At 66.7% G+C, this 14,128-nt stretch carries 14 protein-coding genes and 1 tRNA gene; 10 read left to right on the top strand and 5 right to left on the bottom strand.

Annotated features, from left to right (window positions below):
* The first annotated feature begins 24 nt into the window (after window positions 1-24).
* The 5 genes from SB771_RS09110 (at window position 25) to SB771_RS09090 (ending at window position 5,107) form a co-directional block, all read left to right on the top strand.
* On the top strand, window positions 25-1,071 hold the full coding sequence (locus SB771_RS09110) for a porin (protein WP_175660601.1): 1,047 nt from the start codon (window positions 25-27) through the stop codon (window positions 1,069-1,071).
* Window positions 1,072-1,093: 22 nt separating this feature from the next.
* On the top strand, window positions 1,094-2,314 hold the full coding sequence (locus tag SB771_RS09105) for an MFS transporter (protein ID WP_175660600.1): 1,221 nt from the start codon (window positions 1,094-1,096) through the stop codon (window positions 2,312-2,314).
* A 16-nt stretch (window positions 2,315-2,330) separates the two neighbouring features.
* Window positions 2,331-3,440: a class II histone deacetylase gene (locus tag SB771_RS09100; protein ID WP_175660599.1), complete on the top strand. Its 1,110-nt coding sequence runs from the start codon at window positions 2,331-2,333 to the stop codon at window positions 3,438-3,440.
* A gap of 101 nt (window positions 3,441-3,541) precedes the next feature.
* Complete coding sequence (locus tag SB771_RS09095; RefSeq protein WP_006752038.1) at window positions 3,542-3,772, top strand: hypothetical protein; 231 nt, start codon at window positions 3,542-3,544, stop codon at window positions 3,770-3,772.
* 228 nt (window positions 3,773-4,000) lie between these two features.
* The gene (locus tag SB771_RS09090; RefSeq protein WP_175660598.1) at window positions 4,001-5,107 is read left to right on the top strand and encodes an acyltransferase family protein; all 1,107 of its coding nucleotides are present in this window, start codon (window positions 4,001-4,003) and stop codon (window positions 5,105-5,107) included.
* Window positions 5,108-5,340: 233 nt separating this feature from the next.
* Here SB771_RS09090 and SB771_RS09085 read toward each other — a convergent pair.
* Window positions 5,341-5,427 (bottom strand) — tRNA-Leu (locus SB771_RS09085).
* 237 nt (window positions 5,428-5,664) lie between these two features.
* Here SB771_RS09085 and hpnD point away from each other — a divergent pair.
* Window positions 5,665-6,498, top strand: a complete 834-nt coding sequence (gene hpnD, locus SB771_RS09080; RefSeq protein ID WP_041491204.1) for a presqualene diphosphate synthase HpnD — start codon at window positions 5,665-5,667, stop codon at window positions 6,496-6,498.
* A 25-nt stretch (window positions 6,499-6,523) separates the two neighbouring features.
* Here the strand turns inward: hpnD and SB771_RS09075 are convergent, their stop codons facing one another.
* The 3 genes from SB771_RS09075 to SB771_RS09065 all read right to left on the bottom strand — a co-directional run bounded on the left by SB771_RS09075 (window position 6,524) and on the right by SB771_RS09065 (window position 9,734).
* A complete protein-coding gene (locus SB771_RS09075) occupies window positions 6,524-7,735 on the bottom strand; it encodes a DUF1501 domain-containing protein (RefSeq protein WP_410721794.1) in 1,212 nt (403 codons plus the stop codon).
* Window positions 7,736-7,802: 67 nt separating this feature from the next.
* Window positions 7,803-9,335, bottom strand: a complete 1,533-nt coding sequence (locus SB771_RS09070) for a DUF1800 family protein (protein WP_175660553.1) — start codon at window positions 9,333-9,335, stop codon at window positions 7,803-7,805.
* 120 nt (window positions 9,336-9,455) lie between these two features.
* Window positions 9,456-9,734, bottom strand: a complete 279-nt coding sequence (locus tag SB771_RS09065; protein WP_126228058.1) for a hypothetical protein — start codon at window positions 9,732-9,734, stop codon at window positions 9,456-9,458.
* Between the two features lie 258 nt (window positions 9,735-9,992).
* Between SB771_RS09065 and ompR the strand changes: the two genes are divergently transcribed.
* The 4 genes from ompR to SB771_RS09045 all read left to right on the top strand — a co-directional run bounded on the left by ompR (window position 9,993) and on the right by SB771_RS09045 (window position 13,470).
* Window positions 9,993-10,727 carry a two-component system response regulator OmpR gene (gene ompR / locus SB771_RS09060; RefSeq protein WP_004192636.1) on the top strand — a complete coding sequence of 245 codons (735 nt, stop codon included), beginning with the start codon at window positions 9,993-9,995 and terminating at the stop codon, window positions 10,725-10,727.
* Window positions 10,728-10,767: 40 nt separating this feature from the next.
* Window positions 10,768-12,129 (top strand): ATP-binding protein, encoded by a 1,362-nt coding sequence (locus SB771_RS09055; protein WP_011657176.1) that lies wholly within the window; start codon window positions 10,768-10,770, stop codon window positions 12,127-12,129.
* Between the two features lie 188 nt (window positions 12,130-12,317).
* Window positions 12,318-12,866 (top strand): peroxiredoxin, encoded by a 549-nt coding sequence (locus SB771_RS09050; protein ID WP_006478563.1) that lies wholly within the window; start codon window positions 12,318-12,320, stop codon window positions 12,864-12,866.
* Between the two features lie 76 nt (window positions 12,867-12,942).
* Window positions 12,943-13,470 carry a carboxymuconolactone decarboxylase family protein gene (locus SB771_RS09045; RefSeq protein ID WP_006752031.1) on the top strand — a complete coding sequence of 176 codons (528 nt, stop codon included), beginning with the start codon at window positions 12,943-12,945 and terminating at the stop codon, window positions 13,468-13,470.
* 159 nt (window positions 13,471-13,629) lie between these two features.
* Here the strand turns inward: SB771_RS09045 and ispF are convergent, their stop codons facing one another.
* Window positions 13,630-14,115: a 2-C-methyl-D-erythritol 2,4-cyclodiphosphate synthase gene (ispF, locus tag SB771_RS09040; protein WP_175660552.1), complete on the bottom strand. Its 486-nt coding sequence runs from the start codon at window positions 14,113-14,115 to the stop codon at window positions 13,630-13,632.
* Window positions 14,116-14,128 lie beyond the last annotated feature (13 nt).

The raw sequence follows: 14,128 nt of genomic DNA, 5'->3' as shown, positions 1-14,128 counted from the left end.
GCAGGACGGCATGGAGAACCCCACGTGATGACACCCCGCTTCATCCGCACGGCCACGGCCGCCGCGGCGCTCGCCGCGTGCAGCGTTGCCGCGCACGCGCAGTCGACCCTCACGCTGTACGGTGCGCTCGACGCCGGCGTGCAGTACCTGACGCATGCCGACGGACGGCATGCGGCCGTGCAGCTGCAGAACTACGGGATCCTGCCTTCGCAGGTCGGACTGAAGGGCCACGAGGATCTCGGCGGCGGCTGGCGCGCGCTGTTCAAGCTCGAACAGGGCCTCAACCTCAACGACGGCACCGCGACCGCCCCCGGCTATGCGTTCTTCCGCGGCGCGTACGTCGGTGTCGCGGGGCCGGCCGGCACCGTCACGCTCGGCCGGCAATTCAGCGTGCTGTTCGACAAGACGCTGTTCTACGACCCGCTGTGGTACGCGTCGTACAGCGGCCAGGGCGTGATCGTGCCGATGACGGCGAACTTCATCGACCACTCGATCAAGTATCAGTCGCCCACGTTCGCCGGCTTCGATGTCGAGGCCCTCGCGGCAACGGCCGGCGTCGCGGGCAATGCGCGCGCCGGGCGCGTGCTCGAACTCGGCGGCCAGTACACGAGCAACGGGTTGTCGGTCAGTGCGGTGCTGCATCAGGCGCGCGGCGACGCATCCGCCGCGGACGATGCTTCCGCGCGCCGCCGCGACCTCGGCACGCTCGCCGCACGTTATGCATTCGCGTCACTGCCGCTCACCGTCTATGCGGGCGTCGAACGCGTGAGCGGCAACCTCGACGCGGCGCGCACGATCGTCTGGGGCGGCGCGCGCTATCTGACCTCGAGCGGAGTCGGACTGAACGCAGGCGTCTACCACACCGATTCGCACACGCCGGCGATCGGCCACCCGACGCTGTTCATCGCGAGCACCACCTACGCGCTGTCGAAACGCACCGTCGCCTACGTGAACCTCGGCTATGCGCGCAACAGCGGCCAGAGTTCGCAGACCGTCTACGAATACGACCCGACGCCGCTTGCCGGCGCATCGCAGTTCGGCGCGATGGTCGGCATGTACCACCTGTTCTGATTCCGTCCAGCGAGATCCCGCCATGAAAACCCTTTGCTCCGATGCCGCGCTGCCGTCCGACGGCCGCGCAGCGCCCTTCGCGCGCTCGACACTCGTCGCGCTCGTCGTGTTCGCGGCCATCACGCCGCTGCTGCTGCTCGTCGCGCCGGCCGTCGCCGCTCAGCTGGCGACGCAGCTCGGGCTGTCCGCGTCGCAGATCGGCACCTACTTCTTCGTTGAACTCGGCGCGTTCAGCCTCGCGACCGTACCGTCGTATCTGTGGCTCGGCCGCGTCGATGCGCGCCGCGTCGCTGCGTGCGCAATCGCCCTGTTCGGCATGGGCAACCTGCTGACCGCGCTGTGGATGCCGGGCTTCGGCGCGCTGCTCGCGCTGCGAGCCGTCACCGCGCTCGGCGGCGGCTCGCTGATGGTGCTCTGCATGACCAGTGCGGCCACGAGCGAGAACAGCGATCGCGTGTACGGACTGTGGGTCGTCGGCCAGTTGACCGCCGGCGCGATCGGCCTGTTCGTGCTGCCGCACGTGTTCGCCGCGTTCGGGCTGCGCGCGCTGTATGTCGCGCTGGCCGTGCTCGCGCTGCTCGCGGCGCCGCTGTCGCGCGGCTTTCCGGCGACGCTCGGTGCACGGACCGCGTCGGCACAGGCCGCGCGCGGCGGCGCCGATGCCGATGCGTCACGACGTTTCGTCGTGCTCGCGATCGGCGCGGTGCTGATGTTCTATCTCGCGATCGGCAGCGTGTGGACGTTCGCGAGCCGCGCGGCGGCGCAGGCCGGCCTCGATCCGCAGTCGACCGGCAACGTGCTCGCGATCGCGAGCGTGATGGGGATTGCCGGCGCGGCGCTCGCCTCGTGCGCGGGCGGCCGGCTCGCCCGGCGCGCGATGCTGGCCGCCGGTTACGCGCTGCTCGCGGCATCGCTCGTCGCACTCGCCGCGCTGCCGGATGCGATCGGCTACAGCGCCGCGATCTTCGCGTTCAAGTTCGCGTGGACGTTCGTGCTGCCGTTCATGCTCGCGACCGTCGCGCAGATCGATACGTCCGGGCGCCTCGTCGCGACGCTCAATTTCGTGATCGGTGCGGGCCTCGCGGCCGGCCCGCTGCTCGCCGGGCTGTTGCTCGATGCCAGCGGCACGATGCACGCGCTATTCGCGGCCGCCACCGCCGGCGCGATCGCGTCGTTCGCCGCGCTGCGCCATCTCGATCGCCGCGCGCGCACGCCCATGACTTCCGTTTCTTCCCAACCGTGACAGGTCGAGCACATCCATGAATCGCACTGCCTTCTTCACCGACGAACGCACCTTCTGGCACACCGGCGGCACGCACGCGCTGTTCTTCCCGGTCGGCGGCTGGGTCCAGCCGGCATCGAGCGCCGGCTACGCGGAGTCTCCCGATTCGAAGCGCCGCTTCCTGTCGCTCGTGCAGGCATCGGGCCTCGCCGCTCACCTCGACATGCGCGGCGCCGCGCCGGCCACCGCCGACGATCTGCTGCGCATCCATCCGGAGAGCTATCTCGACGCGTTCCGCGCGCTCAGCGATGCGCACGGCGGCGACCTCGGCGATCTCGCGCCGTTCGGCAAGGGCAGCTACGAGATCGCCACGCTGTCCGCGGGCCTTGCGATCGCGGCGATCGACACCGTCGTCGGCGAGCATGCGGCCAACGCGTTCTCGCTGTCGCGGCCGCCCGGCCATCACTGCCTGCGCGATCGCCCGATGGGCTTCTGCCTGCTCGCGAACATTCCGATCGCGATCGAGGCCGCGCGCGCGAAGCACGGCATCGGCCGCGTCGCGGTGATCGACTGGGACGTCCATCACGGCAACGGCACGCAGTCGATCTACTACGACGATCCGGACACGCTGACGATCTCGCTGCATCAGGACCGCTGCTTTCCGCCCGGCTATAGCGGCGGCGCCGACCGCGGCGAAGGCACGGGCGTCGGGGCGAACCTGAACGTGCCGCTGCTGGCAGGGAGCGGCGATGACGCGTATCGGTATGCGTTCGAGCGGATCGTGCTGCCGGCGCTCGAACGGTTCCGGCCGGAACTGATCGTCGTCGCGAGCGGCCTCGATGCGAGCGCGGTCGACCCGCTCGCGCGCATGCTGCTGCATACCGACAGCTACCGGTTCATGACGCGGGCGGTGAAGGACGCGGCACAGCGCCACTGCGGCGGGCGGCTCGTGATCGTCCATGAAGGTGGGTATTCGGAGGCGTACGTGCCGTTCTGCGGGCTCGCGATCGTCGAGGAACTGGCCGGCATGCGTACCGAGGTCGCCGATCCGATGCTCGCGCTCGCGATCGCGCAGCAGCCGGGCGAGCGGTTCGTCGCGTTCCAGCGCGAGCTGCTCGACGAACTGGCAGCGTCGTTCGGGTTGTAACGCGCGTTCACGCAAGATACGGGGTCGGCACACGCCGGCCCTTGCGCGATCGGGGCGGATGGGGTTTCCTGTGCTTTTACACCTGCCAGGCCCCTCGTCAGATGAAATCGTCTCCGCGCGAACCCGACACCAACGACAAAGCGCGCCGCCAGCCTTCGAAGCTGGCTCTGAATATCGCCGCCGTGCTGGTCGGCCTCATCACGTTCGCGATCGGCGTGGCGTGGTTGATCTATAGCTGGATCGTCGATCGCGAAGCGCAGTATTTCGCGATTCCGCTGGTGTTTTCGGTGCCGGTGATCGTGGCGGTCGCGGTGCGGAGTTTCTGGGATTAGGCGCGTCACGCAAAACGACAAAGCGCTGCGGTCGGTCGAGTCACGGCGCTTTCTTTTGTCAGGTGTGGCGCTTATCGGGACAAGCGGCAAACCGCTCAGTTCGGCTGGAAAGCGTTCATAGGCTCCGCGGGCGCATGGTCTCGGGACGTGGTAGCCGCGGGTTTGCGCTCCAGAGAGCGACGCTTTCTCGGATACAATCGCGCAAATTCAACACCAGTCCATAACGCGATGAGCGGAAACGAACGGCTACACGAACTGGATAGCCTTAGAGCATTGGCAGCGATCGGCGTAATCGCCTGGCATTACACGAACCACTTCCATGCGTCTCCGTTTCCCAGCCTGATGGCCCCGTTCTATGGCCACGGGCTGCTGCTGGTCGACTTCTTCTTCGTGCTCTCCGGGTTCGTGCTCGCTCGCACCTACTGGAATGACAAGCGATCACCGAATTTCTCGTCGAATCTTCGTGATCGAATCGCTCGCCTGTATCCATTGCACTTCGTCATGCTGTGCCTTGTCGCGGTCATGCAATGGGTATTGGTGCACCGCCTCAGCTCGCCACCTTTTACCTACATCTACAACGACAAGCGGGAATTTGTTCTCAACCTGCTGCTGCTCAACAGAACCGGACTCGAGCGGGGCTTCTCGTTCAACGCGCCATCGTGGTCAATTTCTGCCGAGTTCGTAGTGAACATCGCCTTCCTTGCGGCCATTTCGACCCGGAAAAGGCTGTCCGCCGTTCTGGTGGGAACTGGATTCGTGGTCGCGCTCGCAGCCATCTTTCGCAACGGCTTGATCAGCGACACGGCCCTGTTCGGCATCGACAATGACATTTTCCGCGCGACGTTCGGCTTCTGTATCGGCGTCGCACTGTTACGCATCAACGACGTGTTCGACAAGATCTCGATTGCGAAACCCGTCTATGACCTCCTTGCAGTTTCGTCGACCGCGTGCTTCCTTTACTACTTCGCCAGCTCCAGATTTTCGAGTGGTCTGGACATCGTGGTTACGCTGATTTGCTTCCCGACATTGATTGTCGGGTCGATGCGAGGGACGGTCGTCAACAAGGTGCTCAAACTTCCTCCCCTCGTGTTCCTCGGCTCCATTTCATATTCGATCTATTTGGTGCATTTTCCGATGCAACTCGCCGTGCACATCCTGGGCGTCGCATCCGGACACGAGTTGCCATATAGCAGCCGCAGCTTCTTCGTCGCCTTTTTCGTCGCGACGATCGCGCTGTCGTGGTTGACATATAGGACGATCGAACTCCCCGGCAAGAATATCTTGAGGACGCTGATGGGCCACCGAAGCTCGTCTGCGCCGGCGCATCAACGTTAATGTACAAATCAGTTGCGATGGGTTGATAACGGAGTCGCACGGCCATCCGTTTCTCCCTGCCGTCGATGCGATACGTCGCCCGCCCAAGGGCGGCCGGGCATGCGGGTATTTCGATGTCCCCGATTCCATGGGCATCAATCGGAAACGCCAAGCAACGCTGGAAACAAAAAGCCCCGTCGGTACTTGACTGACGGGGCTTCCTTTCCAAACCTGAACCGGCTTGGGAGGATATGTGGTGCGTGAGGCCGGACTCGAACCGGCACACCCTTGCGGGCGTCAGGACCTAAACCTGGTGCGTCTACCAATTTCGCCACTCACGCGTATTGTCCGTCACCTGACCGCGCGGCACGCAAGATGCGTTCTCCACGCGCCCGGGACTTCATGCCGGCCCGAAAACCGGCATGCCCGATCAGGCGAGCGCGAGATTCTACCCGATCTGTGCGGCGTTGTCTCGCCCCGCCGGCGCCCGCCGGACAGCGGTGCTAGAATGCCGCGCTCGACGTGCCGGCCACGCGCCGGCGCGCGCCCCCGAACCCGCCTCCGCCACGATCCCACCCGTGAACTTCGACGACTACTGTCAGCAAAAGGCCGCCCCCGCGGGCTCCAGCGTCTACTACGCGCTGCGCCAGGCGCCGCTCGCTGCCGAACCGCGCCTGACCGCCCTGTTCGCGCTGCGCCGCGAACTCGAGGAAACCGTCAAGGAAACCAGCGACCCGACCGTCGGACACACGAAGCTCGCGTGGTGGCACAAGGAGCTCGCGGCGCTCGCCGCCGGCGAACCGTCGCATCCGGTCACCAAGGCGCTCGCGCAGCATCATCCGGCGATCGCGGCCGAAGCCGACGCACTGCGCACGCTGGTCAACGGTTACGGGATGGATCTCGAACAAGCGCGCTACCTGGATTTCGCGAACCTGCAACGCTACATCGCGCAGGTCGGCGGCACCTTCGCATCGCTGGTCGCGCGCGCCAGCGCCGCGAATCCGGCCGACCCGCAGCCGTGGGCCGCGGACGCCGGCCGCGCGCTGATGCTCGCGCAATTCGTGCAGGAGCTCGGCAACGATGCACGCCATGGCCGCATCTATCTGCCGATCGACGAACTGCAACGCTACAACGTGACCGCGGCCGACCTGCTGAACCGCCGCTACAGCCCGGCCTTCACCGAGCTGCTGCAGTTTCAGACGGCGCGCGCGCGCGAAGCGCTGGCCGCCGCCGACGCAGCGATCCCCGCCTCCGAACGCCGCGCGCAACGCACGCTGCGTGCGCAGATCGCACTGGCCGGCGCGCTGCTCGACGAAATCGAGCGTGACGGCTACCAGGTGCTGCACCAGCGCATCGCGCTGACGCCGATCCGCAAGCTGTGGATCGCATGGCGCGCCGCGCGCCGCCGCTGACCCGCGCCGCAACGCACGACCCTCATCACACCTTCAGCAGCGGCAGCGTGTCGAAGCGCTGCTGCAGCACGCGCGTCGCATCGAGCCCCCACCACGGCCCGAGCACGGTCGCATACAGCTGACGGAAATCGACCGCGACCGGCAGGTTGCCGTTGCCGTCGAGGTGCGCGAGCGCAGGCGCCGCACCGTACAGCTCGCCGGCCACGCGGCCGCCCATCACGAAATGCGGCGCGGCGGTACCGTGATCGGTGCCGTTGCTCTGGTTCTCGCGCACGCGCCGCCCGAATTCCGCATACGTCATCACGAGCGTCTGGTTCCAGCGCCCGAGCTCGATCAGCGCGTCGCGCATCGCACCCATCCCTTCCGCGAACTGCTTGAGCAGCGCGGCGTGCTGTCCCGGCTGGTTCTGGTGCGTGTCGAACCCGTTGAGCGTAAGCCGCAGCACCGCGACGCCATCCTGCGCGCCGGGCCCCGACGCTTCGCATGCCGCGAGCACCTGCATGGCGGTCTTCACCGAGGTCCCGAACGTACCGGCCGGAAAGGCCGTCCTGAACTCGCGCATCCCGCCGCGCGGGCGCAGCCGGTCCGCCGCCTTCACGATGTCGTTCTCGACGTCGATGATGTGTGCGAGCGCCGGGTTCCTTTCACGCAGCGACGACGGCTCGGCCAGCCGCGCCGCGCGGATGAACTGGGCGGGATTGACGAGCGCGATCGCGCGCGCGCCGTTCGCGAGCGGTCCCATCTCGGCGCTGCCGAGCACGACGCCGTCCGCCGCGAAGCCCGGCGGCACCGGCGCCTGCGCGAACGTGCGCGTGAGCCAGCCTTCGTGCAGGTACTGGTCCGAGCGCGACGCGGTATCCCAGATCTCGATCGAACGGAAATGCGACAGGTTCGGCTGCGGATAGCCGACGCCCTGCACGATCGCGACCTGCCCGTCGCGCCACAGCGGCATCAGCGGCGCGAGCGCCGGGTGCAGCCCCGTATGCGCATCGAGTTGCAGCACCTGGTCGCGCTTGATGCCGATGCCGCGGCGGAACTGGTAGTAGAGCGGATCCGCATACGGCACGACCGTGTTGAGGCCGTCGTTGCCGCCCTTCAGCTCGACGAGGATCAGCACGTTCGCATAGCCGGCCCGCCCCCCCGCGGGCATCGAAGCCGCGTGCGCGGCCGGATGCCACAACGACACGCCCGCCGCGGCCGCGGCGCCCGTGAGCGTCAGAAAATCACGTCGGTTCATCGTGCATCCTTCGGTTCGCCGCACGCCATGGCCACCGCGCCCGCGCGCCTGTTCGTCGTCGTTTCGGTCATTTCAGTTGATAGGCCGGATCCATCAGCAATGCCTCGAGATACGCGCTGCCGGTCGAGTCCGTATCGATCGCCGCGACCGGCGACACCGGCAGCACCGCGTGCTGCAGTTGAAGCTCGGTGGACAAGCCGGCGCGCGCCTGCGGCCGCACACGATATTGCGCGAGCCAGCGTTCGAGGTCGAACCGCAGGCCGCCGCGTGCGGGCTTGACCGGCGCGCCGCGCATACCGGCAGCGGGCATACCGGCACCGGGCATGCTGGCACCGGAGGCGGTGTCCGCAACCGGCATCGCATGCGCACGCGCATTCGGCACCGGCTGCGCCATCGCGTGCGCGGGTGCCCGCATGCCGGCCGCCTCGGTCGCGCGGAACAGCTGTTCGACGAACTGCTTGCGCGCGAGCAGCGTGGTGCTGTTGATCCACATCGCGCCGCCCGGCCAGCCCTTCACGTTCGGCGGATAGAACAGGTTCTGCCCGAGCGCGCGCACGGTGTTCGCGAGCATCTGCGGATCGCCGTACGCGACGTCGAACAGTCGCACCGACCCGACGACGAACTCGGCCGGCGACTTGACGAGCACGCCGCGATTGCCCGGATCCCAGAACGCGTCGGTCGACCATAGCGCGGCGAGCGCCGTGCGGATGTCGTAGCCGCTCGCGCGGAACCGTTCGGCCACGATCTCGAGCGCGCCGGCGTCCGGCGTATCGGACACGAACTCGCGCCACAGCTTGCCCGCGATGAAGCGCGCAGTGTCGGGCCGCTTCAGCAGGATGTCGAGAAATCCGTCGCCGTCGAACGCACCGGTCTCGCCGAGTATCGTCTTCTCGCCCGTGTCGTGCCACTCGGGCCGCGCCACGAAGCGCAGCGTGTCGGGATCGACGCTCCAGCCGGTCATCGCGCGCGCGGCTTCGGTCACGTCGTGCTGCGTGTAATGCCCTTCGCCGAGCGTGAACAGCTCCATCACCTCGCGCGCGAAATTCTCGTTCGGGCGTCCCTTGCGGTTGCTCGCGCCGTCGAGATACTGGAGCATCGCCGGATCCTTCGCGACCGCGTGCAGCAGCGTGTCGAAGCTGCCGAGCGCCTCGCGGCGAAACAGCGCATGCTGCGCGGCCATCGTCTGCGGATACGGGACCTTGTCCTGCCCGGACGTGAAGTGCCCATGCCAGAACAGCGTCATGCGCTCGGTGAGCGGCGACGGCGTCGCGACCATCTCGTTGACCCACGCCGCGCGCAACGCATCGTAGCGGCGATTGCGTTCGCGCTGCTCGTCGCGTCGCATGTCGGGGGTCAGCGCCTGGCGCTGCGCGCGGGTCGGCGGCAACTCCGCGACCCAGTCGGGCCAGCGCGTCACGGGCTCGCGGCGCACGTTGCCGAGCGCGTCGGCGACGACCTGCGCGCGCGTCATGCCGACGATGCGGGCGACCTCGGCCGGTGCGGGAGAAAAGCCGGTACGGCTCAGGAAGAACAGCGCATCGTCGGCGTCGAGCGGCGCCTGCATGGCGGGCGATGCCGGGGCGGCAGCGTTCGCTTTCATCGTCGTGGACTCCCGGAACGCACCGGCGGTGCGGATGCAGGTTCAACGGCGGCACGCATGGGAAAGTTGACGGGAAAATTGCTACGGAATCTTTCGTTGCCGTGCGGGCACGCGCGCGTGTCAGCGCTTGTACAGCTCGCGAACGGCGTCCTCGATGTGCTGGCGCAGCAGGTGGCGCTCCTCGGGCGTCATATGCCCGTCGCGGCGGTGCTGTTCGAGATCGGGAGGCACGGCGGACCGGACCGCCGTGTCGGCGGCGCGGTCGGACTGCGGCGCCTTGCCGCGCTGCAGCTTGCGCGACGATGCGCCCGCCTCGGGGCGCTGCGCATACGCGAAGTTCGACGCATATGGACCGGCAAGTGCGATCGTCAGCATCACTGCAATCCGCGCAGATCGCATGACCGTCCTCGCTTCTCTGGTCGATTTGTTCGCTTCGTCACGCGGCAACCGGTTACCTCTGGTACTTGAAAAACCCTGCGGAATTCGGGTGTACAAAGATGAAAGATGGAGTGCTGGGGAGTATCTACCGAACTCCGGCTTCGAGTAAAGGAATCTCTATAGCGTGCCTTTACTCCACGCGACACTACGGGTAAATTTTGTAACGGACTGTAACGCGCGAAAATACGCGAGCGTGCGTGATTTCCCATTCGCGATAAGATGCCGCTCATGGAAACGAAAAACCCCTCCAAGATTCTCGTCGTCGACGACGACCCGCGCCTGCGCGATCTGCTGCGCCGATATCTCGGCGAGCAGGGTTTCAACGTATACGTCGCGGAGAACGCGACTGCGATGAACAAGCTCTGGGTGCGCGAGCGCTTCGACCTGCTCGTGCTCGACCTGATGCTGCCGGGCGAGGACGGCCTGTCGATCTGCCGCCGCCTGCGCGGCAGCAACGATCGCACGCCGATCATCATGCTCACCGCGAAGGGCGAGGATGTCGATCGCATCGTCGGCCTCGAGATGGGCGCCGACGACTACCTGCCGAAGCCGTTCAACCCGCGCGAACTGGTCGCGCGCATTCACGCGGTGCTGCGCCGCCAGGCGCCGGCCGAACTGCCGGGCGCGCCGTCGGAAACCACCGAGGTGTTCGAGTTCGGCGAATTCTCGCTGAACCTCGCGACGCGCACGCTCACGAAGTCGGGCCAGGAAATTCCGCTGACCACCGGCGAATTCTCAGTGCTGAAGGTGTTCGCGCGCCATCCGCGCCAGCCGCTGTCGCGCGAGAAGCTGATGGAGCTCGCGCGCGGCCGTGAATACGAAGTGTTCGACCGCAGCCTCGACGTCCAGATCTCGCGCCTGCGCAAGCTGATCGAGCCGGATCCGGGCAGCCCGCGTTTCATCCAGACCGTCTGGGGCCTCGGCTACGTGTTCATTCCGGACGGCGCCGCCTGATCTTTTTCCTTTCCGGTTTCGCCTGTCCTCGGCCCGTCCCATGCGTATCGACCGGCGCCTCCTGCAGCTCGCGTTCGGCGGGCTGTTCTGGCGCACCTTCCTGCTGATCGCGCTGCTGATCTCGGTCAGTCTCGCCGCGTGGTTCCAGAGCTTTCGCGTGATCGAGCGCGAGCCGCGCGCGCAGCGCGTCGCGCTCCAGCTCGTCGCGATCGTGAAGCTCACGCGCACCGCCCTGCTCTATTCCGATCCCGATTTGCGGCGCGCGCTGCTGCAGGATCTCGAGAGCAACGAGGGCGTGCGCGTCTACCCGCGCGAAAAAACCGACAAGTTCAAGCTGCAGCCCGACGAATCGCTGAACCGTCTGATCGAACACGATATCCGCAGCCGGCTCGGCGACGAGACCGTGATCGCGCAGTCGGTCAACGACATTCCCGGCGTGTGGATCAGCTTCAAGATCGACGACGACGACTACTGGGTCGCGCTCGACCGCGACCAGCTCGACAGCGTCACGGGCCTGCAGTGGGCGGGCTGGGGCCTGTTCGCGCTCGCGCTGTCGCTGTTCGGCTCCGCGTTCATCACGAGCCTCGTGAACCGGCCGTTCTCGCGGCTCGCGCTCGCCGCGCGCCAGATCGGCTCGGGCCAGACGCCCGAGCTGCTGCCCGAGCGCGGGATGGGCGTCGCGGCCGAGACCAACCGCAGCTTCAACCAGATGGTGCGCGACCTCGAACAGCTCGAGGCCGATCGCGCGCTGATGCTCGCGGGCATCTCGCACGACCTCCGCACACCGCTCGCGCGGCTGCGGCTCGAGACCGAGATGAGCCCGTCCGACCAGGCGACCAAGGATGCGATGGTCGACGACATCGAGCAGATGGACCGCATCATCGCGGCCTTCATCGACTACGCGCGTCCGTCGCAGCGCAAGCCGGAGCCGGTCGACCTGTCGTCGATCGCGCACGAAGTCGCCGCGCGCGTGTCGGGCGAGGACGGCGTCGAGATCCGCACGCGGCTTGCGCCGAGCGCGGTGATCGAAGCCGACGAGACCGACATGCGCCGCGTGATCGGCAACCTCGTCGAGAACGCGCGCAAATACGGCCAGAGCCGGCAGGACGGCGTGTCGCGCATCACGCTCGAGACGCGCGTGACGCACGCGCGGGTCGAGCTGTCGGTGACCGACGAAGGCCCCGGCATCCCCGAGGATCAACTGCCGCTCGTGATGCGACCGTTCTACCGCGTCGACACGGCGCGCACCAAGGCGGACGGCACGGGGCTCGGGATGGCGATCGTGCTGCGGCTCGTCGGCCGCTATCGCGGCGCGCTGCGCCTGCGCAACCGCAGCCCCGATGCGGGCCTCGAAGTCACGCTCGAATTCCCCGGCGCCGGCAAGGCGCGTGCGACGGCGTGACGCGTTCGCGCACGCGTCCTGCGCGTCACACTATCGGTGCGGTTGAAAAAAACTATGGGGATCGTTAGTCAAAATCTATTGAATCGCTTGATTAATAGTGTTAAAGTCTTCGCATGCTGTCACATCAACGTTGCAGCACCGAGGTAGCTTGACTCAGTCTTCTTCCCAACTCACACAGGAGTATCCGCATGAAAACCGTGGGCGATAAACTCGAAGCATTCACCGTCGTAGCCGCGAAGCCGGGCTTCAACAATCACGAGGAAAACGGCCAGTCGGCGTTCGAGACCGTCACCGAAGCGTCGTTCCCGGGCAAGTGGAAGATCATCTACTTCTATCCGAAGGATTTCACGTTCGTGTGCCCGACGGAAATCGTCGAGTTCGCGAAGCTGACGAAGCAGTTCGAAGAGCGCGACGCCGTCCTGCTCGGCGGCAGCTCGGACAACGAATTCGTGAAGCTCGCATGGCGCCGTGAGCACAAGGATCTCGACAAGCTGAACCACTACTCGTTCGGCGACGTCAAGGGCGAGCTGATCGACCAGCTCGGCGTGCGCGACAAGGAAGCCGGCGTGGCCCTGCGCGCAACGTTCATCGTCGATCCGGACAACACGATCCAGCACGTTTCGGTGAACAACCTGAACGTCGGCCGTAGCCCGGAAGAAGTCCTGCGCATTCTGGACGGCCTGCAAACGGACGAACTGTGCCCGTGCAACCGTGCAGTCGGCGGCGCAACGCTGTAAGCGCATCGATGCACGAAGCCCGCGGCGCACGTCCTGCCTGCGGGCTTTTTTAACGGCCAACTCATAGGAGATATCAATGGAATTCATCGACTCGATTAAGGCACGTATTCCGGACTACGCGAAGGACATTCGCCTGAACCTCGACGGCACGATCTCGCGCTCGTCGCTCGAAGGCAACGATGCGGTCGGCGTGGCACTGGCGGCAGCGGTCGCGGCGAAGAGCACCGTGCTCGTGAAGACGATCCGCGAAGCCGGCGTGCTGTCGCCCGAAGAGACGAACGCCGTGCTGACGGCGGCCGCGCTGATGGGGATGAACAACACCTGGTATCCGTATGTCGAGATGGCCGACGATGCCGACCTGAAGACGCAGCGCGCCGAACTGCGGATGGGCGCGTATGCGTCGCACGGCGGCGTCGACAAGCGCCGGTTCGAGATGTACGCGCTCGCCGCGTCGATCGTCGGCAAGTGCCACTTCTGCGTGAAGTCGCACTATGCGCTGCTGAAGAACGAGCAAGGGATGACGACGACGCAGCTGCGCGACGTCGGCCGCATCGCGTCGGTGATCAACGCCGCCGCGCAGGTGATCGCCGCCGAAGGCGAGTAAGCGCACCGCTCGGCCGGCAGCGCGGTGCGGCGGTCCTTCGACGCCGCATCCGCCGCCCCGGGCCAAAAACGAAAATGCCACGCAAACGCGTGGCATTTTTCATTGCAGCGGCGCAACCTGCGCGCCGCTTCGGGCCGGTGTCAACCCGGCATCAGGCGCTCACGCGCCCTCTTTCACCAGCAGCGCGGCGGCCTGCGCCTCGATGCCGTCGCCGCGGCCGAGGTAGCCGAGCTTTTCGTTGGTCTTCGCCTTCACGTTCACGCGCTCGAGCGGCAGCCCGAGATCGGCCGCGATGTTCGCGCGCATCCCGTCGATATGCGGCGCGAGCTTCGGCGCCTGCGCGATCACGGTGCTGTCGACGTTCTGGATCGTGAAGCCGGCCGCCTTCACGCGGGCGGCGCACTCGCGCAGCAGCACGCGGCTGTCCGCCCCCTTGAACGCGGCGTCGGTGTCGGAAAAATGGCGGCCGATGTCGCCGAGCGCCGCCGCGCCGAACAGCGCGTCGGTGATCGCGTGCAGCAGCACGTCCGCGTCCGAATGGCCGAGCAGGCCACGCTCGTACGGAATCGTCACGCCGCCGATGATGAGGGGGCGCCCCGGGACGAGCTGGTGCACGTCGTAGCCTTGTCCGATTCTGAAATCCATGCGTATTCCGGTG

The sequence above is a fragment of the Burkholderia sp. SIMBA_051 genome, from assembly GCF_046534915.1.
GTDB lineage: Bacteria > Pseudomonadota > Gammaproteobacteria > Burkholderiales > Burkholderiaceae > Burkholderia > Burkholderia ambifaria.
The sequence above is the reverse complement of the archived record's forward strand: the minus strand, read 5'-3'. Positions and strand labels throughout refer to the sequence as shown.